A 24,795-nucleotide genomic window follows, 5' to 3' on the forward strand; every position below is an offset into this window, starting at 1 on the left:
GGTTTACACTTTATCCCGTTCTCATTCTTTACAGCAACACCCTTTTAAGCCTCTCTGGACTTCTTTTAAAAGGTGATTTATTGTTTTGATGCAGTATCTTATTTTTCAAATATATCTCCGGATATTTTTTCACGGTCCGGAAGAATCAAGTTAAGAAGGATTCCGACGATGGCTGAAAGTGCCATTCCGGAAAGCGATACCGTTTCCGATAGTTGTACGAACGCTCCTCCGATTCCTAACACCAGGATGACTGAAGCTATCATCAGGTTTCTTTTCTTGTCAAAATCGACCTTATTATCAATCAGCATCCTTAACCCGCTTGATGCGATGATACCGAAGAGCAAGATGGAAATGCCGCCCATCACCGCGCTGGGTATCGAGCTGATCACTGCTGAAATCTTACCGTTAAAGCCAAAGATGATTGCTGTTAATGCTGCCCCGCCGATGATATACACACTGTACGCCTTTGTCATCGTCAGGACCCCAATATTTTCACCATATGATGTCAGCGGCGGACCACCGATGAAGGAACCAATCATGATTCCTGCTCCATCCCCTAAAATCGAGCGATGCAAACCGGGCTTTTCCAAAAAGTTTCTGCCGACTACTTTGCTCAGAACCATTTGGTGACCAATATGTTCTGATAAAGTTACGATGGCGACGGGTACCATGATGGCAATGACCTCCCATGAGAAGGTCGGTGTATAGGTTACATATGGCAACATGAAGTCAGGCATTTCCCACCATTGTGCTGATTTGATCGGTTCATAATCTATTATTCCTGCAACAGCCGAACAGGCGTAGCCCACTATGATTCCCATTAAAATCGGGATCAAGTTAATGAATCCTTTAAAGAACACGTTACAGATGATGGTTACCGCTAAAGTGATCAGCGCTATAACTATATATGTGACGCTGTATTTATCTTGTGGATCATACATTGCCATGTCCACGGCCGTTCCGGCAAGGCTTAATCCGATTACGATGATGACTGGGCCCACCACAACCGGAGGAAGTATATTCATTAACCAGCGCAATCCGACTTTTTGGATAATCAATGCTACTATCCCATATATGAACCCTGCTGCAAAACAGCCGATCATGGCCGCCTCCGGACCACCTAATGCCTTTGCCGCGATGATCGGCGTAATGAAAGCGAAAGATGACCCGAGATAAGCTGGTATCTGACCTTTGGTTATCAATAAGTATGAAAGTGTGCCCAACCCGCTTGAAACCAGCGCTACCGCTGGGCTTAACCCTACCAAGAATGGCACCAGCACCGTTGCACCGAACATGGCGAACAAATGCTGGATGCTTAACGTAATCCACTGGCCAGCCTTTGGTACGTCCTCAACATCCAGTACGATGTCTCTTTTCGTTTCTTCCATTTCCGTATCCCCCTATGAAAATTCCATCAAAACTGCAAAAACCCTCTTTGCAGGTATACAAAGAGGGTTTCTCAGAAGGCGAATGCCTTTGCATAGGCATAGCTCTCCCGATTGACTCCCCTTTGCCAGCCTCTCTGGACTGTCTTTAAAAGGGTAATATGAAATTTTCATGTTGTTTAGTTTTCTAATATAGTAACTTGATCTATTTCATCTACTTCTGTTAATGTAACGGTAATTTTTTCAGATTGGGAAGTCGGAACGTTTTTGCCGACGAAATCCGCTCGAATCGGCAATTCCCTATGTCCCCTATCCACTAATACGGCAAGCTGGATCTGCGAAGGTCTTCCCAAATCCACCAGAGCATCCATTGCCGCTCTAACGGTTCTGCCTGTGAAAAGAACATCATCCACTAAAATCACTTTCTTGTCAGTGATATTGACCGGAATGTCTGAACCTTTTACGATGGGTTCCCCATCATTGGTCTTTTTCGAAAGGTCATCGCGATAAAGCGTAATATCCAGTTCACCCAGTTCTATTTCCTTGCCTTCTATTTGATTGATGCGCTTTGCAAGTCGGTCAGCGAGGAAAATCCCGCGTGTACGTATCCCGATTAAGACGCAATCTTCTATACCCTTATTTTTCTCAATAATTTCATGGGCAATTCTCGTCAAGGCTCTGCTAATGGCCTTCTCATCAAGTACTATGGCTTTCTCATTCAACACGTCGGCCACCCCGATTCCATTTTTCTGATAGGTCAATTTCAACAAAAAATCCTCATGCCAAGAAGGCATGAGGATTTTATCGCCATGGGCATAATTATCCCATTTTGCGTATCCGTTTCCTTCTCAGTCTCTCTGAACTGTGTTAAAGGTTCTTATTAAGTTGTTATTATAATATATCAGAAAAACGAATTTGTCAATCCTTACTTCTACGCAATTGATTAATTAGATTTTCTAACTCTTCCGGAGTCGGAGCTTCGAATTCCATATACTCATTTGTACGAGGGTGAATGAAACCTAGAAGTCCGGCGTGCAATGCTTGTCCATCTAATTTCAGGGTCTTTTTCGGACCATATTTAGGATCACCCGCTAGAGGGAAGCCAATGTATTTCATGTGAACACGAATTTGATGTGTCCTTCCTGTTTCAAGCTGGCATTCCACTAAAGTGAAATCCTTGAAGCGTTCGATGACCCGGAAATGCGTGACAGCATTTTTGGCATTCGAATCTGTGACAGTCATGCTTTGGCGATCTTTTTTATCGCGGCCTATCGGTGCATCGATCGTTCCGAAGTCATGTGGGATCACACCATGAACTACAGCTTGATACTTACGGGTAACCGTTTTGTCCACAAGCTGCTGTACCAGTTTTTCATGTGCCATATCATTTTTGGCAACCATCAATAGACCTGAAGTATCTTTATCGATTCGATGGACGATTCCAGGCCGCATGACACCGTTGATTCCAGAAAGGTCCTTGCAGTGTGCCATCAATCCATTTACAAGCGTACCGGATACATGTCCAGGTGCAGGATGGACGACCATACCGCTCGGTTTATTAACCACAAGTACATCTGCATCTTCATAATAGATATCCAAATCCATTTCCTCTGCTACCGCATCCAATTCCTCAAGTTCAGGAATCGTCACTTCGATTGTATCGCCAGGAACAGCTTTGTAATTCGTCTTTATCGCCGTGCCATTTACCAAAACATGATCATCCTTAATCCATTGCTGGACCTGAGTACGTGACCATTCCTCATTCAAAGTGGAAAGAGCCTTATCAATCCTGACTCCTTTTAGTGTTTCATCGATGCTGTATAACCTTTTATCCATTATCTTTCTCCTTAGCGTTTTTTTCTTCTAAAAACATATGAATCACGAGCAGTCCGACACCAATTGAAAGCGCAGCATCAGCAACATTAAATACCGGGAAACTGTAGCTGAAAATATAGGTATGAACGAAATCCACCACTTCCTGACGAACAACACGATCGATGAAATTACCAATCGCACCGCCTAGCATGAGAGCAAGTGCAGCTCCAAGCAAAACGCTTTCCTTCGCCATTTTCTGAATATAATAGACAAGTCCAATAATGACAGCGATGGTGATGATGTAGAAAAACCACATTTGACCTTGTAGAATTCCCCATGCTGCCCCACGATTACGATGCGAGGTGATATATAGAAGGTTTTCAATAATTTCAATGCTTTCTCCGTACTCCATTTTTTTCACAATCATCCATTTTGTCAGCTGATCGAGAGCTATGACCAAAAGGGCAATCAAATAATAAAACACATTTTTTCCCCCAAACTAATCAAATCTTCACTTTTGAATTGTAGCATAAACTAGAAATAATGACTAATCCGAAAAGCAGAATCTGCTGTCGGTACCTGAAGAATATAGGGCAGATTGAATAAAGGCAATTCCCTATGGAGGTTAAACACAAAAAAGCCGGTCCCTTCATGAAGGGACCGGCTTTCCTTTTTTGAATTATTGATTCACATAATGCTCTTTCACGACTGTAGCACAACGCGGGCAAAGTGTCGGATGTTCTTCCACTTGACCTACTTCCTTCGAAACATTCCAGCAACGTTCACACGTTTCACCTTCTGCTTTTGTAACAAGGATCGCTATATCCTCAAGTTTAACCGCTTCTGCCGGGGCACTTGCCACATCACCAGCGATTTCGAATTCGGATACGATGAATAGCTGTTCAAAGCTTTCCTTGATGCCATCAAGCAGATTCTTCGTCTCTTCATTAACATAGACCATCACTTTAGCGTTCAGTGATTTTCCGATGACCTTCTGGTTACGGGCTTCTTCTAATGCTTTAAGTACATTATCACGGACATCCATGAACGCCGTCCATTTTTCTTCAATGACTTCAGCATCATCAATTGAAATTTCTTCAGGCATCAATGTCAGCTGTACACTTTCTTCCGTTACACCCGGAATGAACGCCCATACTTCATCAGCTGTATGCGAAAGGATCGGTGACACCAATTTCGTTAAGCTGACCAATGATTCGTAAAGGACCGTTTGAATGGCCAAACGCTCTTTACCATTTGGTGCTTCACAATAAAGAATGTCTTTTGCATAATCAAGGTAGAATGAACTTAAATCCTGTGTACAGAAATTATTGACCATATTATAAATTGTAGCAAACTCATAATTTTCATAACTTAACTTCGACTGTTTGATCAGTTTATTCAATTTAACCAGCATGTATCGATCGACTTCAGGCAATTCTTGAACTGCCACTTTATCGGTTTTTGGATTGAATCCATCCAAGTTCCCTAACAGGAAGCGGAATGTATTACGGATTTTACGGTAAACTTCCGAAACTTGTTTTAAAATAGGATCGGAAACCCTGACATCCGATTGGTAATCCACCGAAGCTACCCAAAGGCGTAAGATATCTGCTCCAAGTTGGTTCATGACCTTTGATGGCAGCACAACGTTCCCAATTGACTTACTCATTTTACGGCCTTCTCCATCCAATGCGAACCCGTGGCTAAGTACACCTTTATATGGCGCTTTGCCTGTAACCGCAACACTTGTAGAAAGTGATGAGTTAAACCAGCCGCGATATTGATCGGAACCTTCTAAATAAAGGTCAGCAGGACGCTGCAAGTCATCTCTTTCTTCAAGTACCGCTTGATGGGAAGAACCGGAATCGAACCATACGTCCATGATATCCGTTTCTTTCGTGAAAATACCATTCGGGCTGCCTTCATGTGTATAGCCTTCAGGCAGAAGTTCTTTCGCTTCACGCTCAAACCAGATGTTTGAACCGTGTTCGCGGAATAGGTTTGAAATATGGTCGATGGTTTCATCCGTAATAATCGGCTCGCCATTTTCTGCATAAAACACTGGAATTGGCACGCCCCAAGCGCGTTGGCGGGAAATACACCAATCCCCGCGGTCACGAACCATATTGAATAGGCGCGTTTCGCCCCAAGCCGGTACCCATTTGGTTTCTTCAATCGCTTCCAGAAGCTCACTGCGGAAGTCTTTGATTGAAGCGAACCATTGTGCTGTTGCTCGGAAGATCGTCGGCTTCTTCGTCCGCCAGTCATGTGGGTAAGAGTGCGTAATGAACGTCAAGTTCAATAACGCGCCTGCTTCAGTTAATTTTTCGGTAATTGGTTTATTCGCTTGATCATAAAATAATCCGGCAAATTCCCCTGCCTCTTCCGTCATGACTCCTTTTTCATCTACAGGACAAAGTACGTCCAAGCCATATTTTTGCCCAATGCTAAAGTCATCTTCACCATGGCCAGGCGCCGTATGAACACAGCCCGTTCCAGCTTCAGTCGTTACGTGCTCACCTAACATCACTAAAGATTCGCGGTCATAAAGAGGATGTTTGGCAACAGCGCGGTCCAACTCGCTACCTTTTACCGTTTTTTCGATAGACGGGTTTTCCCAGCCTAATGTTTCCGTTACCGATTCAAGCAGTGCCTCAGCAAGTAAGAATTTTTCATTTTCGACAGCCACTACTACGTAATTTAATTGCGGATGCAATGAGATACCAAGATTGGCAGGAATCGTCCATGGAGTTGTCGTCCAGATGATGATTTTGACGCCTTCATCGATTACACCTTTGCCATCCGTGACTTCAAAAGCAACATAGATCGACGCAGAGCGTTTGTCTTGATATTCAATTTCAGCTTCGGCTAGCGCTGATTCACTTGAAGGGGACCAGTAAACAGGTTTTTTCCCTTTATAAATGTAGCCCTTTTTCGCCATTTCACCGAATACCTTGATTTGCTGCGCTTCATATTCAGGCTTTAATGTGATATAAGGATTATCCCAATCACCACGGACCCCTATTCTCTTAAACTGCTCACGTTGATTGTCAATCTGACCATAAGCATACTCTTCACAAAGCTTTCTGAATTCGGCAACGCTCATTTCTTTCCGTTTCACGCCTTTTTTCGTCAATGCCGTTTCGATTGGAAGCCCATGCGTATCCCAGCCAGGTACATATGGTGCTTGAAAACCGCTCATCGATTTAAATCGGACAATGAAATCCTTTAAAACCTTATTCATTGCATGGCCCATATGGATATCGCCATTGGCATATGGAGGTCCATCATGCAAAATGAATAAAGGACGTCCTTCCGTTTGTTCTTGCACTTTTTTATAGATGTTCATTTCTTTCCATTTTTCTTGGATTTCCGGTTCACGTTTCGGTAAATTCCCCCGCATTGGAAATTCAGTTTTAGGCATCAATAAGGTATCTTTGTATTCCATCATAAAATCCTCCATCCGTCTTTTAAAAAAATTCATTCGAACCGATGACTTGATATCCGGCCAAAATAAAAAGCCCTCTCATCCCTGAAAAAGGGACGAGAAAGCTTTGCTTCCCGCGGTACCACCCTGGCTAGAAAGATCCACATAGTGAATCCAACCTCTCGAGCATTCGTAACGTGAATGAAACGCTTCATTTACTTGCTGCCTAGGCAGTTTCAACTCAGAACTCAAGGGTGATCTTCAATATCTTCGCTTATTCCGGGCTTTCACCATCCCCGGTTCGCTAAAAATAAGTGTGTGAAGAATTTACTTTCCCTGTCATCGTCTAATTTCATAATGAATAGTATTGTTAAAAAATTATATGCGAAAAAAGTGTTCAAAGTCAAGGAATCGTTTAAATTTCCTCTTCCACTCTCTCATTTAATTCTATTTCAGTCGCATCCACTTCATAATCCAGAAGATGATCCCAATCGTCATTATCCAGCAAATCCAGCTGTGCACCGACAAGCATTTTGAAACGTGTCCTGAATACTTTGGATTGCTTTTTCAAATCCTCAATATCCATCGCTATTTTCCTTGCTTTCACAAGTGACTCATTGACGATCCTGTCAGCATTTTTCTCTGCTTCCTTTATGATCAGTTTCGCTTCTTTTTGGGCATTGCGCCTTAATTCTTCGGCTGCTTCCTGAGCGACAATAATCGACTTGTTAAGTGTACCCTCAATTGTCGTAAAATGTCCCAAACGATCAAAAGTCTCGTTCAGTTTATCTTCAAGTTCTTTCTTCTCCCTCAAAATCAGTTCATAATCTTTAATGACCTGGTCGAGAAATTCATTTACTTCATCTTCATCATACCCACGAAATACTTTGTTAAATTCCTTGTTATGTATATCTATCGGGGTTAAGGGCATTACGGCACCTCCAGAACGGTTTCTACTCTAGTATGTTAAAACTCTATATTCGACAATAAATTTATAAATCCTGCTTTTTTTTGAATTATTTTTGTCTGCCTAACGAGATTCTCCACTTATCCTTCTTGGTTTTCCCATCGATTGAAGCTATTTTACACCTGCCAAAACCTCTGATGGAAAGTGTGTCACCTTCACGGCATTCTTCCGAAACGTTTTCCGTTTGCTTGAAATTCACCTTTACTTTTCCTGACGTTATCAAGGCCTGCGTCTTTTGACGGGACATATTCAGGACGGACGATAGCACACTGTCAAGTCTAAGGGAACTGACGGTGGTTACTTGCTCTTCCCATTTTTCCTTAACTTGAACGATATTCTCGATTGGAAGCCGTTTGATGGAAACGGAAGCGTTACCTATTTTCTCAAGATTTCCAGTGAGATATGAATCCATCTCTTCGGCAGCTATAAATTGAATATGCTCCTCCGTCACTATTATATCACCAAATTTTTCACGCTTTACCCCAAGTGACATCAAGGTTCCAAGTATTTGCCTATGTTCAAGCGTTACAAATTTTTTTGGATAGGAGATATCGTATAAGGAGATATTGAAATCCGATGGATCAGGAGAGTAATAATCAGGATAGATAAGCACACGTTTTCGCTCTACGAAATCGCTTCCGCCATTGAATTGCAGTTTCACATCCGGATCATTCCCAATTAAGGAAGTAAGGATTTCCTGCTGACGCGGATCAAGAAAATCAGATAGTTTCGGAGCGTAGGAATTTTTAACCTGATCAATCCAATTCATAGCCTGGTCAATAAAATCTTTTTCCTCCGGCCTGAAATGCTGATAAATACTCATGATTGAATAAATGCTCCTTAGTTATCAAATTAATGGTCGATCATAAGGAATGAATTAAATTCATTCTGCGTTGCTACTACACAGCGGAGGATCTTCCGACTGTGTAGTAAGATGCATGTCAGGTTAATTGTCGATCATCCTATCAAAGTCTGTAAGTAATAGATCCCATAACCGCTGGCAAAATTAAGAACCAGCAAGGCCACAAGTGGTGAAAGATCGATCATGCCAAGCGTCGGAATGAACTTTCTGAACGGTTCTAAATATGGTTCGCAAATCTTTTCCAGAAATTGACCAATCGACGTCTCCCTTGCATTGGGGAACCATGACATCAATATGTAAACGATTAATGCCATTGAATAAATTTCAATTAAATAATATAAACCCTGAAGCACTAAACCCATTAACCATTACCACCTCGCTTCTTCGTACTCCTCTTCGGCGGCGAAGCCGGTAATATTACCGGAAACATCGACGTTGTCCGGGGTACATAAGAATATATCTGTTCCGATTTTTTGGATATCCCCGCTGATTGCATAGACAGTCCCACTTAGAAAATCGATGATTCGCTTTCCTTGGTCATGCTGGATTCGTTGAAGGTTCACGACTACAGCACGCCTGTTTTTTAAATGGTCAGCTACCTCCTGGGCTTCTGCATAAGCACGAGGCTCCAATAATACTACTTTAGAAGATTTCTGTACGCTTTGCAAACTTACGATATTCTGATTTGTATTATTCCCTGCAGAAGCTGACTGCTGCTGTTTAGCTGACTTCACGACTTTTGGTTCAGCCTCCTCTTCTTCCACTACTTCATCCCTGTACTCATACTCATCATCCAGCGCGAAATAAGATTTAAATTTTGATACGAACGACATCTATTGCGTACCTCCTTAAAATTATTCGCCTACAAGTGCTGTACCAATCCTGACCATTGTAGCGCCTTCTTCAATGGCAATCATGAAATCATTGGACATTCCCATGGACAATTCAGTGCAGGGGGCATGCTTCAACGCTAAATTTTGTATTTCAACCTGGATGCCCTTCAGTTTCCGGAAGCATTCCCGCAAAACCTGTTCATCATCGGTCAATGGAGCCATCGTCATCAATCCTGCAACATTCACCTTATCAAAGTCGGATAACCCTTTTATGAAATCCATTGTCGCGTCAGGATCCAGACCATGTTTTGATTCCTCACCAGAAACATTCACCTGCACTAAACAGTTTATCGGCTCTTTTGCGCGCTTTTGAATTTCTTCTGCCAAAGAAATGCGATCCAATGAATGGATATACGAGATTTTATCGATGACATTCTTTACTTTGCGTGTTTGCATGGAACCAATATAATGCCAGGTGGGCTTGTCCTTGAGCACTTCATATTTAGTCAAAAGCCCTTCGTCACGGTTTTCACCCAAATCGAGTATTCCCGCTTCCAAAGCTTCATTCGCTCTCTCGACCGAAACATATTTCGTTACTGCGATCAACTTTATCGCTTCGCGGTCCCTTCCACTATTTTCACATGCTCTATTTATTTTTTCTTCGATGTTTTTTAAATTGTCCACTACTTTCACTATTACTCTAAATCCTCCTTCCAACCGATAAAGCTCATCAATCTGCCTGTCTTCCCGTTATCACGGCGATGTGAAAAAAACAATTCATGATCACAGCTTGTACAGTATGATGTAACGTCGATCTGACTTTTTGGAATTCCTGATTTTTGAAGAATCAATGCATTAAGTTGCTTAAGGTCTAACTGATATTGTCCTTCACTGATTAAATTATAGGGCTTTTCGTCAATATCTACCAGCAAATTCTGCACTAAATCCATGACATAATCATCAACTACATAGCATTTCGAACAAATCGACGGTCCAATAACAGCAAATATCTCACTTGCTTTTATACCCTCACTAAGCCAAGCCTCAACCATTTTTCGTGCAATTCCATTAACGGTACCCTTCCAGCCTGCATGTGCCACCCCAATCATACCATGCGCCGGAGCAAGAAAGTATAAGGGCACGCAGTCTGCATAGCATAGGGTCAATAGAGCGTTTTGGTCCTTCGTATAGAAGCCGTCAGTCGCTTTAAAGGCAGAATCATAATCCATAGCACCTCTCCCGCCATCACGGCTGGTAACTTGACGGATTTTCGTTTCATGTGTCTGCTCGGCACCTATCCATTCATTAAGCGGAAACATCAGCTTATCGGCTATGATCCTGCGGTTTCCCTGGACATCTTCAAGTTTATCACCGACATGAAAACCGGTATTCAATGTTTGAAAATCCCCTGTACTGACTCCCCCATTTTTTGTGGTGAAGCCCGCTACGAGCTGGAGATTTTTTTGTCTCCAGCTGTCAATGAGCATATATTGATCTTTTATTAAAACAAATGGCTCTTTCATGCTATAAACCTCTTTATTTTTAGTCTAGTGTATCATATATTTGCGCCATGCACCTTAAAACCGTTCATCTTTCAGTTCTGCTTGAAATACCGTCTGATGTTCAACAAGTATGACATCTGCACCGATTTTTTTTATTTTGCGCCACGGAATCACAATATCCTGATCCCTGCCAAAAAAACCCATCAATCTGGTTCCATTCGAAACGACGATGGCCTCTATTTTCCCCGTGGCCGTATTGATTTCAAGATCTGACATATTACCTAATTTCTTACCATCCGCTATATTGACGATATCCTTAATTTGAAATTCGGAAATCCTGGTCACATCACTCAGCTCCTCAAAATTTCATCATAGATGAAGGTCCTATTCCTATGTATATGACATGATGCGCTCAAGGATGAAGAATACGATAAATAAACGTCCATTCGATTCACGGAAGGGCTTTTCTACAAAATAAAAAAGCCGCTATGGATAAGTAGCTGATAAGCGGGTATCGACATTTTTGCCCTACCCGCTTCAGCTAACTACTTCTCATGCTCAGCTTCTACTGTTGGATATTTTTATTCATTTGCTTGATTGCCGCTTTTTCCAATCGGGAGACCTGTGCTTGTGAAATGCCGATTTCCTCGGCTACCTCCATTTGCGTCTTCCCTTGGAAAAACCGTTTACGAAGGATCATTTTTTCCCGGTCATTCAACCGTCTCATGCCTTCATTTATAGCTATTTCATCAATCCAGGTACTATCTTTATTTTTTTCATCACTCAGTTGGTCGAGTACATAAATCGGATCCCCGCCATCATTATAAATAGGTTCAAAAAGTGAAACTGGATCTTGTATAGCATCTAGTGCAAAAACAATTTCTTCATGAGGTACTTCCAACACCTTGGCGATTTCTTCAGCTGTCGGCTCACGAAGGGTCTGGCTTATGAGCTTCTCTTTTACCTGCAAAGCTTTGTAAGCGATGTCTCTTAAAGAACGGGATACCCGAATTGGATTATTGTCACGAAGATATCTTCTGATTTCTCCAATAATCATCGGTACAGCATACGTTGAAAACTTAACATTTTGACCTAGGTCAAAGTTATCTATCGACTTCATCAACCCTATACAGCCTACCTGAAATAGATCATCTACATACTCTCCCCGATTGTTGAAGCGTTGAATGACGCTTAGAACGAGTCGAAGATTCCCGTTTACCAGTTTCTCTCTTGCTGAAATATCGCCATCTTGCAGTTCTTTAAAGAGTTTTCTCATTTCTTCATTCTTTAAAACCGGTAATTTTGATGTATCCACACCGCAGATTTCAACCTTATTACGAGACAAAATTATTCCCTCCTCACAGGAGCGCTGTACAAAAAACAGTATCTCCGCGGGAGGAAAAAATATGCACATGGCTAGAATAGAAATCCGCCATTATTTTTCAATATAGCTACCAAAGTATTGATTTGATTGACATTTAAGCGAAATTATTTTTTTACACCATTTTATTAAATTCTTTACGAAGCCTCTTAATAATCCTTTTTTCCAAACGCGAAATGTAAGATTGGGAAATCCCCAGCATGTCGGCAACGTCCTTTTGGGTTTTTTCTTCTCCGCCCGCAAGTCCAAAACGGAGTTCCATTATCTGTTTTTCACGTTCGGATAACTGTGTAAGTGCTTTTGTCAGCAGCTTACGGTCAACGTTTGCCTCAAGATCTTTCGTGATAATGTCATCGTCCGTTCCAAGTACATCGGATAACAGAAGTTCATTCCCATCCCAATCAATATTCAGAGGTTCATCAAAAGAAACTTCAGAACGGATTTTGTTATTTCTGCGTAAATACATTAATATTTCATTCTCGATGCATCTCGAAGCATATGTAGCCAGTTTTATTTTCTTCTCAGGATTGAATGTATTCACAGCTTTGATTAAACCTATGGTACCAATGCTGATTAAATCTTCAATATTGATGCCGGTGTTTTCGAATTTCCTGGCAATATAAACCACCAGCCTTAAATTACGTTCAATCAAGATCGAGCGTGCAGCTTCATCGCCATTGGGTAATTTATTGATCAGTATTGCCTCTTCTTCCTTTGAAAGGGGAGGCGGCAGTGCCTCACTCCCTCCTATATAAAATATTTCGTCCGTTTTCAATCCGAGCTTGAACAATAGTTTGTACCAAAAATAAGTGAGCCGAAGAATGAATTTCTTCAAAATAATTCTCCCTTCTAATAAACGGATTATGGGTCAAATTTAAGAGTGAATCGATGGTTCAGGAGGCATTTTGCACCGGTATCCCGGTTAACATTTTCGGGTGAACGATAGATTGATAGCTATTGTCTGGAGAGAGTTGCTGAAAGGTAAACGAAACGAGACCCTGCTTGACGTGAAATTCCTTTTCTCCTTGAACGATTTTGATGTAATCCGGTTTGATTGCGGTTAACAGCTGATGTTCATGACCCACGACTTTATAAGGGATGACACGCATTCTTCCTGTCCATGAATATTCGGGCTGCTCTTCCTGACTAATCAGGTTATCAGGGTTTTTAAAAAGTTCCAGCATATCGTCCGGAATTCCTGCTTCCCCGCCAGAAAGAGAGATGATCATTACTGGGGAACGTGTAATCGGGTCATATAGTTGATTGCCGCTATCCACCAATCCATGAAATTTTCCTTCGAAGTCAGAAATTTTAACCGAGACCGAAACCATTTGTTCATGTGTAAGTTTTGTCATCTCCATTCCTTCAAGTGTTCGCTTGGAAAATTGCCATGCGAGCGGGAACCCGATCATTACGAATATCCAGCTGACAGGATCCCCAAAACGGTTGATTCCTGTATATTGACCAGGGTCCTTTGACACGATTTGGAATTCAAATAGGTAATGTAGTCCCAGAAGGATTCCTCCCGATAAAAACGTCACGAAATATAAAGTGGCCACCGATTTCATGAAAAGTTTTAACCTATTAAACCCAAAGGTTGCCAGCACCATGACCAGGGATACTAAAATCTTCATATACACTCGGTCGGCAATTGCATAAAAAGGAGTGAATGCCAATACGATAATGAAGGAACCAATCAGCCCGCCGATGCATACCCGCCAAAGAGCTACCCTTCGTTTGAGAATAATTGCGGTCCAATATAAAAGGAGGCAGTCAAATAACCAATTCAACAACCAGATCACATCTAAATATAAAGTCAAACACCCTCCCCTCCTTTTATGAACTAACCTTCCACTAGCAAAAAGTATAGCGTACCTGCCCTTAGAAAGTGTGTCACTTTTTGTACTGAAAACTTAAGAGTTTTTCAGTCATTTTTACCCTTTTTGTAGAAAAACAGCTATTGATATTTTCATTACAGTCATGGAGACTATCCTGCTCCCTTTTACTTCTGTCGATTTATGTTATAAAAGTTTAATAATTTATTGCTCTCATCTTTTTGGATTCCTTCTGCCAAGGCGAACCGTCAGATACCGCTGAGGGACATGCAGGCAAGAACAAAGATACTATTATGCAGATTGCGTCCTGCACTTCGGTCAGAGTGATAAAGCTGAAGAATGCCCCCATTATGATTGGACACTACTGCTTTTAAGGAATTCATTTAAACGACAAAAAACCGTCCCCAAATGGGGACGGCATGTGACGTCGATATTAACGGCGTCTATTACGGTTACGGAGGAATGTTGGAATATCCAAGGCCTCGTCACCTTGATTGGCATTACGTGCAGGCTGTTCATTGACTTCTTCCCTTTTCACTTCCCGCTTCACGTTTTGCTGTGGCGTTTGTTGTTGTGTCTGAGGTCTTGATTGCTGCTGTTGTCCGAGTGTTGGACGTCCAGTAGGCCGTATTGAAGCTTCAACCTCGTTAAAGCCTGTTGCAATTACCGTAACGACGATTTCATCTTTTAAGTTTTCATTGATAACCGAACCAAAGATCATGTTTACGTCTTGATCGGATGCAGTAGCCACGATATCGGCCGCTTCCTGGACTTCAAATAGACTTAGGTTCGTACCACCGGTAATATTCATCAGTACGCCTTGGGCACCATCAATCGATGTTTCAAGCAACGGACTGGAAATGGCTTTTTTCGCCGCTTCCGCCGCACGGTTTTCCCCTGAGGAGATCCCGATTCCCATAAGTGCGGAACCTTTGTTGGACATGATCGTCTTCACATCGGCAAAGTCCAAGTTAATTAGACCTGGAACAGCAATTAGATCTGAAATCCCTTGTACACCTTGACGAAGCACATTATCCGCTTCACGGAATGCTTCAAGCATTGGCGTGCTTTTATCGACGATTTCAAGGAGGCGGTCGTTTGGAATGACGATCAGTGTGTCAACCGATTCCTTCATGGATGAAATGCCGCCTTGTGCCTGTGTTGCACGTTTTCGGCCTTCGAAGGTAAATGGACGCGTAACTACGCCCACTGTAAGTGCTCCTAGATCTTTAGCAATGCCCGCTATGACAGGAGCAGCCCCCGTTCCCGTACCGCCGCCCATTCCAGCCGTTACGAATACCATATCGGCACCTTTAAGCGCTTCTTCGATCTGCTCTTTGCTTTCTTCTGCAGCTTTTTTTCCTACCTCGGGATTGGCACCTGCACCCAAACCGCGTGTAAGCTTTCCACCGATTTGCATTTTGATTTCTGCTTTTGATAGATTAAGAGCCTGTGCATCAGTATTGACAGAAATAAACTCAACACCCTGTACTCCATGCTCGATCATTCTGTTTACCGCATTGTTTCCGCCGCCGCCAACACCTATTACTTTTATCGTTGCTAATTGTTCTAGATTAGAATCAAACTCCAACATGACAATCCTCCTATTTTGACGAAATTCCCGATTCTTAATGATTGTTATTCAAAAAAGTAACCTAGGATTTTTTTGAATTTAGATTCACCTTTTTCACCTTGTTTTTTAGCCGTGTTCTCTTTGTTTTTCTGAGAAACCTTCTGGCTGCGCTGGTCGTTATCTTCTTGTGCTTGTCCAGCTGCTACAGGAGTTTTATTAGCGGTGTTTTTTTGCATTCTCTCTTTCTTGCATGCGTGTTTAATCAAACCAACAGCCGTGGTGTATTGGGGTTCCCTAACACCGATGTAATTGGGTTCAGCTGTCCTTACTCGGTTTTGGAATACATATTGAGCTAGCTCCAGGACACCCGGCATCTTGACGACGCCCCCGGTCAACACGAAACCACCCGGTATATCCTGGAAGCCAAGTCTCTTCAAATCATCTTGAATCAACTCGAATATTTCGGTCACCCGCGCTTCAATGATATCCGAAAGCATTAACTGGTTGCAGGTCTGTTGCTGATCACTGCCGATGATCGGTATTTGGAATACTTCATCTTCAGACGCGTCATCATAAAAGGCATGTCCATGCTTCACTTTTATTTTCTCAGCTTCTTCCATCGTCGTCCTTAGAACGATGGAAAGGTCTTTCGTAAGTGTTTCCCCGCCTATAGGTATCACAGACGTATATTGTAAATAGCCTTGTTCGAAAATTGCCAGAGTCGTGGAACCTCCGCCAATATCGACAAGTGCCACACCAAGTTCTTTTTCATCCTTGGATAAAACAAGGGAACCTGCGGCTAAAGGCTGAAGGGCGATATCGGTTATTTCCAATCCTGCCCTTTCCACACAGCGCAGCGTATTATGTAAAATTGTCCGAAGACCTGTGATTAAAATCCCTCTCATTTCCAACCGGACACCTATCATGCCCCGTGGATCACTGATTTCATCAAGTTCATCAACTTTGTAGTGAATCGGCACCACGTCGATGATTTCCCTGTCGGATGGTATCGTTATTAACTCCGCTGCTTCCCTGACACGGAAAACGTCATGCTCGGTAATCTCTTTATTGTCACTGGATACCGCTACTACCCCATGACACGGCTGAAGCGTCACATGATTTCCACTTATGCCGACGATTACCTTTGTTATCTCCATCCCTATCATCCGTTCTGCTTGCTCTATAGCCTTTTGAATGGATTGGACGGTTTCATCTATACCGACGATCGAACCCTTTTTGAGCCCTTCTGATTTAACATTTCCTACACCGATTATATTTAATGTGTCATTGACCATTTCCCCAATGATAACTTTTACACTGGATGTACCGATGTCAAGACTTACGTATATTTCGTTGCTGTTCATTCCATGGCACCTCCTTCAGTTTTATACATGTATTAGTAGAATAACATTTTTATATCGAAGACTTATACATTATAGAATAACAGAACTGTTTACAACAACTGACGAATTACATAGATAAGCGTTTCATTTTGTATTTCCCGAACAAAACTCGTACTTTATGGTGCATATTGTTCGCTTCTCTACGAGACTGATTTACTAAAAAAACTAGATACTGCCATAAACTATTCGTCATTTATAACTTAATTCCCTTTAAAATTATAGATTTTTTTTCTGCTTTTTCCGGGAAATGGACCATTTTTCAATCAGGATCCTTCTAATCAGGGCAATATTTTGAAAGAGCCTGACACCGAATACAAAGATTGCGGCTAAATATAAGTCTACACCAAGATGTACACCTAGAAAAGCCAAACCTGCGGCTAAAATAATATTAAAGAAGAATCCTGTTACAAATACAACTTCATCATAAAGATTTTGCAAATGAGCCCGTATTCCCCCAAATAAGGTATCAAAAGCAGCAAGCACGGCTATGGAGAGATAATTTGAATATTCATGGGGAATATCAAAATCCACCAAAAAACCAAGGGTGATTCCAATCAACAGACCAAAAACTGAAAGCCACATCACGATTCCCCCCCATCCATAATGGGTTCCATATGTTCCACGTTAATAGCATTTTGGTAAGCCGGCAATGTCAACTCGCCGGAAGGCACCTTAATCTGCACTTCAAAATTGTCTATAAAGAAATCATCCATAAGTTCGGAACCTTCAATGCGCTGCTTCAGTCTCTTTGGATTCACGGTTATTGCCTGCATTTCGACCGGGTAATGAACCAGAGGATATCCGTCCATTTTCGGCTGCCCATTAATATCACGAATAACCGATGTTGATATATACCTTTGTCCTGAAATGGAAATTTCGTCAGCGCCATACCTATACATTTCATTAATGAGCCGAATGATCAATACTGGTGAAATATACTCGACCTTCTCACCAAGAAGGATATCGGCTTTGATAGGCTGTATAGCTACGATTACCCCATTACCTCTTATTTCGGTCAAACCTGCATCAGTCTTCAATTCGGTCAGGGTGTCACGCAAGACTTCTTCCTTACTCTCATTTTTCTTTGTTTCATAAGATGCTATTTTTCCCTCAAGCTTACTGATACCCTCTATTAATTCCGCCTGGGTCTGCTGTTCTTTCAATAAATCATTTTTCAGTTCCCACATATCCCTTGTATCGGATACGACAGGCTGATTCACCAAATTGAATTGAATAGCGAGCATGAAGCCAGCAATCAACGTAACCAAACTAAAAGAAAGCTTTTTTTTCATTTCCAGTTTCTCACCAATCTTTCATCGAATCCGGCGGTCACGATCACCCTCCAATAATTGGATCAAAAATGATATTCTTTTGCTTTTCCACTGTAAAGATAATATTCTCATTAACCAGCTGTTCCTTGATGCCACCCGGTAAATCCAGTGAAGCACCCAGGACTTCCGGGTCCCCTATCGCAGATATGATGAAGGGAGCAGGATGCTGATGGCCATCGATTGTAATCACAGGCCCATTACAGATTATGTATGAATCATGATTTAACCTTTGACCGTTAATCGCAACAGCCTCTGCACCTGATATGTATAGTTCATTAACGACCTTGAAGACATGCTGTTCATGGACGAGGTAATTATTAACATTGGCTTCCGATTCCATATCTGTACCATCTTCAAGCGTCACCTGAAGGCCTGAGCCTTTCACTTTCACTTTTCCGAGAAACATTCGGTATTTTTCCGTTTCCTTTGCCAAATTGAAAAAAAGCTGCTTTTCCTGAGCTAGGTCTTTTTCTATTTGGGATACATTTTCTTGCTTCTGGAGGAGTTCCTTCTGAAGTTCGCGGTTCTGCTTCTCTTGTTCGATCAGCTGCTGCCTGAGCTCATATTCCTGATCCCAGGCTTTGTCCTTCCCTGCACCTTCACCTTCTTTGGTCAGATTGTAAGAGAAGGCAATCATGAATCCGAGAACCACGCAAACCAGGGGTAAAACCACCCGTTTGCCATTAATTTTCCTCATTGGTGTCTTCCTTTTGTTCAGCGTCTTCATATGCTTTAAAATAAGAACCAACTTCCAGATCGATGACTCCCTTTACATTTGGATCCAACTGGCTGACTATCGATGGATAGTGAATCATTTTCTCGTATAAAGTCCGGCTTGTCGCACTTACTTCAAACCCATCGTTCATGAACATGACGATATGATAGTCATCGGTTTTGGTTGGAGAATAATGAATTTCTGAAATGGCATTCTGAATCTCGACAGGAAGCTTGTCCAGCTCTTCTAAAAGCAACTTTAATGCTTTACCCTCTTTGAAACCAATTAAAACAGGGGCAAATACTGGAATTTCGCCTGTTGCTAGCTCCTCTAAAACGGACCCGTTTTCCAAAATGGGTGCAAACTTCCCATTATTGGACAGATATGCCATCCTGTTATGTTCCGAAACCGTGATTTTAATGGAATTGGGAAATACCGGAGTCACCTTAACGCTTTTTATTTCTTGATTTTTTTTGATATTGGCTGCTGCTTCCCCTGTATCAACCTTCCAGATGCTTCGATCCTTCTTCACCTTACTCAATTTAATGATCTGTTTGGAAGTAATATAACGATTCCCCTCTACCTGCACGGATTTCACATAGCTCAACGGGGATAAGAAATATAGCACACAAGCAACCAGAATGAAGAAAAGGGAAAGCAAAAGAACAAGCCGCCTGTTTGCTTTGCTTTTTCTTAATTGTTTTAATTTCGGGATGCGGTCCTCAATGGAAACGATTTTCCCCTTTTCCATCCCCTTCACCTCTTCCTGAAAAAATGGATGGTTCTTGAAAGTGTGAAATCAAGACAAACTCAATATTTGGCTATTTACAAACTTTAAAAGGTAACACATTATATCACAATATTTGGATATAATGAATCCATTATTTTCTGCCGATAATTTCCACTTCTGTTTCCATTTCAATTTCAAATTTATCATACACAGTATCCTTCACATGCTGTATCAAGGCTTGAACATCAGCTGCACTTCCATTACCTGTGTTAACGATAAAGTTCCCGTGCATTGGTGAAATCTGGGCTCCTCCAATAGAATGTCCCTTCAGGTCTGCATTCTCGACCAATTTACCTGCATGATGTGGAAGTGGATTCCTAAATATGCTCCCGGCACATGGAAGATTATACGGCTGGGTATCTTTACGGTAATTCTTGTTATTCTGCATTCTTTCGACGATTTCGGTTTTATCGCCCTCTGTCAATTGAAATATTGCTTCCAGTACGATACCCGGTCTTTTCTTCTGAAGCAGAGAAGTTCGATAAGAAAACTCCATTTCTTCCTTCGAAAGCCATGCTAAAGTTCCATCTTCGAAAAGAACATGTGCCTCCTTGAGAATTTCACTCATATCGGAACCGTGTGCACCAGCGTTCATATAGACTGCTCCGCCGACGGAACCAGGAATTCCACTGGCAAATTCCAATCCTGCATACCCTTTTTTACTGATTTGCACGGACAGGCTGACAAGTGATACCCCAGCTCCTGCTTTTATCTCCGTCCCATTTATCTCGAGATGATCAAGTCCTTTACCCAATTTAAGAACGGCACCTTCAATTCCGCCATCACTGACAAGTAGGTTCGAGCCCCTGCCGATTACCCTCCATGGCATCCCATGATCTTTAATGACCTGCATCGTTTTTTCTATATTTTCAATGGATGACGGCACGATGAATAAATCAGCCGGCCCCCCAATTTTCATAGTTGTATGATTCGCAAGCGGTTCCTGTTCAAGAACTTTGCCGATTTTCATTTCAGTTAATTGCTTTATCACATTATCCATGATAAACCTCCTTGTTGTTCCAAAAATTCCAAGTTATAAATTTTCATTTCCTCTTCCATGAGGTCCCTTATATTACAAGATTAATAACGCCTTTTAGCAGAAAAATGAACAGAAGCAAGCCCCAGTACGGCCTAACCCTCTTATACTATAGTCTAAACAAAGCCGTATTGCCAATATTTATTGTGGATTCCTCAACATTCATACATGGTAATATTTAAGCGACATTTCATTTATTTCTAAATTTCGGCAAGGCTCCCTCCAAAATCGTTTTCCGGCAAGGGTTTTCAATGTAAAAAAAGGGAAGCCCTGCGTTTAACAGGACTTCCCTTTTGCTCAACCATATATTTTTCTTATTTCAGAACCTTGAATAACGGCTAATATTCAGGAGCACCCCAATCGCCATCAACATGAGCGTCAGTGATGAACCGCCATAGCTTAAGAGGGGCAAGGTGATCCCCGTAACTGGCATCAGTCCCGTTACCACCCCTATATTGATCATCACTTGTATGGCGACCATCGCAATGATTCCCACCGCTACAAGGCTCCCATATAAATCAGGGGCACCAAGTGCGATCCGAATTCCCCGCCAAAGCATGAGCGCAAATAATAAAATGACAAGAGAGCCCCCGATGAAGCCAAGTTCCTCTGAAAGGATGGCAAAAATGAAATCAGTCTGCGGTTCTGGTAAATAGAAAAACTTTTGGCGACTTTGCCCGAGTCCCAGGCCGAACAATCCACCGGGCCCGATTGCATAAAACGATTGAATCATTTGAAACCCGCTGCCTAAAGGGTCTTCCCAAGGATCCAGGAAAGACGTGATCCTCTTTATCCGGTAGGGCGCCGACAAAATCAAACCGATAAAACCTGCTACCCCGATTAGCCCCAACCCGACAAAGTGACTGATCTTTGCCCCGGAAATAAAAATCATGACGATGCACGTTCCAACCATTACCGTTCCCGTTCCAAGGTCCGGCTGTAACATGATCAATCCAAATGCCAAAAACACTAAACCCAAGGATGGAAGCATCCCTTTTTTAAAGGAGGTGATCAGCTTTTGCCGTTCTGATAAAAACTTAGCTAAAAAAGCGATCATTGCCAGCTTCATGAACTCAGAAGGTTGGACCGAAAAGGCACCTACACCAATCCAGCTCCTCGAACCATTTCTCGCCATCCCTATACCCGGTACAAGTACAGCCAGTAACATAATGAAACAAATGATGATAAGGATCTTGGCCCATGTCCGCCACGTCCAGTAATCCACATTCATGATGAAAAACATGGCTATGACACCAACGCAGGCAAACAGCAACTGTCTTTTAGCAAAATAAAACGAATCATCAAATTTATATGTTGCCCATATGGCACTCGCGCTGTAAACCATGATTAATCCAACAGTCAAAAGACTTAAGGTGACGATAATGAGAATGAGATCAGGATTCGATTTTTTTAATGGCACGGACATCCACCTCTAGGAAGTTTTTCGAGCCTGCGAATATAAACATCTATGCTGATTGCTTGTCAGCACTTTAGTCAAAAAAAAAGCGATAACGGCTCATTATCGCTTTTTTCCAAGGTGTCAACGTAGAAGTAGGTTCACTTCTCTTTTGCGTAAGCTCTTACTTAAGTTTATGCACGGCCTCCATAAACATGTCTCCTCTTTGCTCAAAAGTTTTATATTGATCCCAGCTTGCACAAGCCGGGGAGAGAAGAATGCAGTCGCCTTCATTTGATAATTCAAATGCAGCCGGCACGGCCTTTTCTACATTATCGACACGTTTTATATTCGCTATTCCTATTTCTTTTGCTATCCGTTCAATTTTTTCTGCAGTTTCACCAAAAGTTATCACGGCTTTGACATTTTTCATCGCCGGTTTCAACTCATCGAATTCATTTCCGCGATCCAAACCGCCTGCCAATAAGATGACAGGTTCCGTAAAGGATGTTAATGCTTTGGAAGCTGCAAGAATGTTCGTCGCTTTCGAATCATTATAAAATTTACGGTTATCAATCGTTGCGACAAACTGCAGACGGTGCTCCACACCATAAAATGTTTTCAGTACAGTCTGAATGGCTTCATTAGCTACACCCTTCAGTTTTGCCGCCGAGATGGCCGCGAGCACATTTTCCAAATTATGCTTTCCGGGAAGGGCTATCTCTGAAACTTCAATGATTTTTTCTCCTCGGAAACAGGCGGCGCCATTTTCCACATAGGCTCCATTTTCATGTTTCACTTCAGCTGAAAAAGGAACAAGTTCAGCCTTGGTCTTTTTCGCCATGGATAAAACAAGATCTTGATCTGCATTATAAATCATGAAATCTGAGGCTATTTGATTTTTTGTAATGGCAGCTTTTGCTTCGACATATTCCTGTTTGGAACTGTGATAATCCAAATGTGCATCATACAAATTTGTCACGATTGAAATTTCAGGACGAAATTCGTCTATTCCCATTAGCTGAAACGACGACAATTCAATGACGATCGAGTCATCGGGTTTTGCTTTTTGGGCAACACCAGAAGCCACTGTCCCGATATTACCGGCAATCAGCGGGGATTTTTCACCGGTTTTCAACATTTCGTATATCAATGTTGTCGTGGTCGTTTTCCCATTTGTACCAGTGATTCCTATGAAAGGTGCCTCACTTATCTGATAGGCCAGTTCAACTTCCGTTATAACTGGAATCCCTTTTTCCAATGCCCCTTTTATAATAGGGTTCCGATAAGGGATTCCCGGGTTTTTCACGATCAGCTCGAAACCTTCATCAAGGAGCTCGATCGGATGACTGCCGCAGATGACTTTGATTCCCTGTTCAAGAAGTCCTTGAGCCTCAGGATTTTCCGATAATGGCTTCATGTCATTGACTGTCACGAATGCACCTAATTTATGTAGAAGCGAAGCTGCCATCACTCCGCTTTTTGCCAAACCCAATACTAATATCTTTTTCTCTGAATACTTTGCAGTCTCTTTCAATTATATCCACACCTCTAAATAGATTCCGAGTACCGCACACAGCAGCCCCACTGTCCAGAAAGTCACGACGACGCGCCATTCCGACCAGCCGGAAAGCTCATAATGGTGGTGAAGCGGACTCATTTTAAAAATACGTTTACCAGTCGTTTTAAAAGATCCTACCTGCAGGATGACCGAGAGCGTCTCTATGACGAAGACTCCGCCAATGATTACCAGGAGGATTTCAAGCTTCGTTAACAAAGCGATGGTTGCGATCGCTCCTCCAAGGGCCAAGGAACCCGTATCCCCCATGAAAACCTTTGCTGGGTGTGCATTGAATACCAAGAATCCAAGTACTGCACCGACAACCGCCACCGAAAAAATAGCGACATCATATTGTGACTGACTCCAGGCCAAAATGGCAAAAGCACCAAAGGCAATGGCTGATGTTCCTGAGACAAGTCCATCAAGCCCATCCGTCAAATTGACGGCATTCGAAAAACCTACAAGCCAGAAAATAACGATAAACAGATAAAACCAGCCAAAATCAAAAGCAAAGTCAGTGCCTGGAATCGTCAATTCAGGATTAAAACGGTCTGTCTGCTTAAAGACGAAGTAAAAGATGACCGAAATCACAATTTGTCCAAGCAGTTTTTGCTTGGAGGTCAGTCCCAGGTTTCGCTTCATGACCACTTTGATGAAATCATCCAGGAAACCTAATAAACCAAAACCTAAAGTAACGAATAGTAATAAATACGTTTCGGTTGAAGGTGCCGAGAATTTCAAAGTCATGATCAGTGTAGCGATGGTAACAGATAATAATATGACCAAACCGCCCATGGTAGGTGTTCCCGTTTTCTTCAGATGCGATTGTGGGCCTTCTTCCCTGATACTTTGCCCGAATTTCAATCTTCTTAAAAACGGGATGAAAATCGGCGAAAGAAGAACGGTTACTAAAAACGCCACCAAAATCGTATAAAAAATCACTTGTTCCAACATTCCTTACTCCCTCATTCCTAACACAATTC

General features: G+C 42.1%; 25 protein-coding genes. All 25 read right to left on the reverse strand.

Annotated features, from left to right (window positions below; all coding sequences use genetic code 11):
• Positions 1-98 precede the first annotated feature (98 nt).
• Positions 99-1,388, reverse strand: a complete 1,290-nt coding sequence (locus LQ188_RS17055; protein ID WP_101224597.1) for a solute carrier family 23 protein — start codon at positions 1,386-1,388, stop codon at positions 99-101.
• Between the two features lie 176 nt (positions 1,389-1,564).
• Positions 1,565-2,107: a bifunctional pyr operon transcriptional regulator/uracil phosphoribosyltransferase PyrR gene (pyrR, locus tag LQ188_RS17060; protein ID WP_230177693.1), complete on the reverse strand. Its 543-nt coding sequence runs from the start codon at positions 2,105-2,107 to the stop codon at positions 1,565-1,567.
• A gap of 196 nt (positions 2,108-2,303) precedes the next feature.
• Positions 2,304-3,221 carry an RluA family pseudouridine synthase gene (locus LQ188_RS17065; RefSeq protein ID WP_101224595.1) on the reverse strand — a complete coding sequence of 306 codons (918 nt, stop codon included), beginning with the start codon at positions 3,219-3,221 and terminating at the stop codon, positions 2,304-2,306.
• Positions 3,214-3,684 carry a signal peptidase II gene (lspA, locus tag LQ188_RS17070; RefSeq protein ID WP_101224594.1) on the reverse strand — a complete coding sequence of 157 codons (471 nt, stop codon included), beginning with the start codon at positions 3,682-3,684 and terminating at the stop codon, positions 3,214-3,216. The genes LQ188_RS17065 and lspA overlap by 8 nt, the downstream gene beginning before the upstream one ends.
• Positions 3,685-3,879: 195 nt before the next feature.
• A complete protein-coding gene (ileS, locus tag LQ188_RS17075; protein WP_230177695.1) occupies positions 3,880-6,648 on the reverse strand; it encodes an isoleucine--tRNA ligase in 2,769 nt (922 codons plus the stop codon).
• A 394-nt stretch (positions 6,649-7,042) separates the two neighbouring features.
• Positions 7,043-7,558: a DivIVA domain-containing protein gene (locus LQ188_RS17080; protein ID WP_034313857.1), complete on the reverse strand. Its 516-nt coding sequence runs from the start codon at positions 7,556-7,558 to the stop codon at positions 7,043-7,045.
• A gap of 85 nt (positions 7,559-7,643) precedes the next feature.
• The gene (locus tag LQ188_RS17085; RefSeq protein WP_101224592.1) at positions 7,644-8,417 is read right to left on the reverse strand and encodes an RNA-binding protein; all 774 of its coding nucleotides are present in this window, start codon (positions 8,415-8,417) and stop codon (positions 7,644-7,646) included.
• 134 nt (positions 8,418-8,551) lie between these two features.
• Complete coding sequence (locus tag LQ188_RS17090) at positions 8,552-8,818, reverse strand: YggT family protein (protein ID WP_101224591.1); 267 nt, start codon at positions 8,816-8,818, stop codon at positions 8,552-8,554.
• A gap of 6 nt (positions 8,819-8,824) precedes the next feature.
• Positions 8,825-9,289, reverse strand: a complete 465-nt coding sequence (locus tag LQ188_RS17095; RefSeq protein ID WP_034313864.1) for a cell division protein SepF — start codon at positions 9,287-9,289, stop codon at positions 8,825-8,827.
• Between the two features lie 21 nt (positions 9,290-9,310).
• Positions 9,311-9,982: a YggS family pyridoxal phosphate-dependent enzyme gene (locus LQ188_RS17100; RefSeq protein ID WP_101224590.1), complete on the reverse strand. Its 672-nt coding sequence runs from the start codon at positions 9,980-9,982 to the stop codon at positions 9,311-9,313.
• A 2-nt stretch (positions 9,983-9,984) separates the two neighbouring features.
• Positions 9,985-10,812, reverse strand: a complete 828-nt coding sequence (pgeF, locus tag LQ188_RS17105; RefSeq protein WP_230177547.1) for a peptidoglycan editing factor PgeF — start codon at positions 10,810-10,812, stop codon at positions 9,985-9,987.
• 54 nt (positions 10,813-10,866) lie between these two features.
• On the reverse strand, positions 10,867-11,136 hold the full coding sequence (locus tag LQ188_RS17110; protein WP_101224588.1) for a YlmC/YmxH family sporulation protein: 270 nt from the start codon (positions 11,134-11,136) through the stop codon (positions 10,867-10,869).
• Between the two features lie 220 nt (positions 11,137-11,356).
• Positions 11,357-12,136 (reverse strand): RNA polymerase sporulation sigma factor SigG, encoded by a 780-nt coding sequence (gene sigG / locus LQ188_RS17115; RefSeq protein WP_034313871.1) that lies wholly within the window; start codon positions 12,134-12,136, stop codon positions 11,357-11,359.
• A 151-nt stretch (positions 12,137-12,287) separates the two neighbouring features.
• Positions 12,288-13,007: an RNA polymerase sporulation sigma factor SigE gene (gene sigE, locus LQ188_RS17120; RefSeq protein ID WP_034313874.1), complete on the reverse strand. Its 720-nt coding sequence runs from the start codon at positions 13,005-13,007 to the stop codon at positions 12,288-12,290.
• A gap of 58 nt (positions 13,008-13,065) precedes the next feature.
• Positions 13,066-13,992, reverse strand: coding sequence for a sigma-E processing peptidase SpoIIGA (spoIIGA, locus tag LQ188_RS17125; protein ID WP_230177548.1), 927 nt, complete (start codon positions 13,990-13,992; stop codon positions 13,066-13,068).
• Between the two features lie 448 nt (positions 13,993-14,440).
• The gene (ftsZ, locus tag LQ188_RS17130; protein WP_230177549.1) at positions 14,441-15,601 is read right to left on the reverse strand and encodes a cell division protein FtsZ; all 1,161 of its coding nucleotides are present in this window, start codon (positions 15,599-15,601) and stop codon (positions 14,441-14,443) included.
• A gap of 44 nt (positions 15,602-15,645) precedes the next feature.
• The gene (gene ftsA, locus LQ188_RS17135) at positions 15,646-16,944 is read right to left on the reverse strand and encodes a cell division protein FtsA (RefSeq protein ID WP_034313882.1); all 1,299 of its coding nucleotides are present in this window, start codon (positions 16,942-16,944) and stop codon (positions 15,646-15,648) included.
• 255 nt (positions 16,945-17,199) lie between these two features.
• Positions 17,200-17,565, reverse strand: coding sequence for a small basic family protein (locus LQ188_RS17140; protein ID WP_034313884.1), 366 nt, complete (start codon positions 17,563-17,565; stop codon positions 17,200-17,202).
• Entirely contained in the window at positions 17,565-18,275 is a 711-nt protein-coding gene (locus LQ188_RS17145) for a DUF881 domain-containing protein (protein ID WP_101224584.1), read from the reverse strand. Before LQ188_RS17145 ends, LQ188_RS17140 begins: the two co-directional genes overlap by 1 nt.
• A gap of 43 nt (positions 18,276-18,318) precedes the next feature.
• Positions 18,319-19,011: a DUF881 domain-containing protein gene (locus tag LQ188_RS17150; protein WP_048684595.1), complete on the reverse strand. Its 693-nt coding sequence runs from the start codon at positions 19,009-19,011 to the stop codon at positions 18,319-18,321.
• Positions 18,998-19,780, reverse strand: coding sequence for an FtsQ-type POTRA domain-containing protein (locus tag LQ188_RS17155; RefSeq protein WP_230177550.1), 783 nt, complete (start codon positions 19,778-19,780; stop codon positions 18,998-19,000). Before LQ188_RS17155 ends, LQ188_RS17150 begins: the two co-directional genes overlap by 14 nt.
• A gap of 130 nt (positions 19,781-19,910) precedes the next feature.
• Positions 19,911-20,819, reverse strand: a complete 909-nt coding sequence (gene murB / locus LQ188_RS17160; RefSeq protein ID WP_230177552.1) for a UDP-N-acetylmuramate dehydrogenase — start codon at positions 20,817-20,819, stop codon at positions 19,911-19,913.
• Positions 20,820-21,174: 355 nt separating this feature from the next.
• Positions 21,175-22,275 (reverse strand): stage V sporulation protein E, encoded by a 1,101-nt coding sequence (spoVE, locus tag LQ188_RS17165; RefSeq protein WP_098371083.1) that lies wholly within the window; start codon positions 22,273-22,275, stop codon positions 21,175-21,177.
• 160 nt (positions 22,276-22,435) lie between these two features.
• Positions 22,436-23,788, reverse strand: a complete 1,353-nt coding sequence (gene murD, locus LQ188_RS17170) for a UDP-N-acetylmuramoyl-L-alanine--D-glutamate ligase (protein WP_230177553.1) — start codon at positions 23,786-23,788, stop codon at positions 22,436-22,438.
• Positions 23,789-24,766: a phospho-N-acetylmuramoyl-pentapeptide-transferase gene (gene mraY, locus LQ188_RS17175; RefSeq protein ID WP_101224579.1), complete on the reverse strand. Its 978-nt coding sequence runs from the start codon at positions 24,764-24,766 to the stop codon at positions 23,789-23,791.
• Positions 24,767-24,795: the final 29 nt, after the last annotated feature.

This window comes from Peribacillus sp. Bi134 (assembly GCF_918698065.1).
GTDB lineage: Bacteria > Bacillota > Bacilli > Bacillales > DSM-1321 > Peribacillus.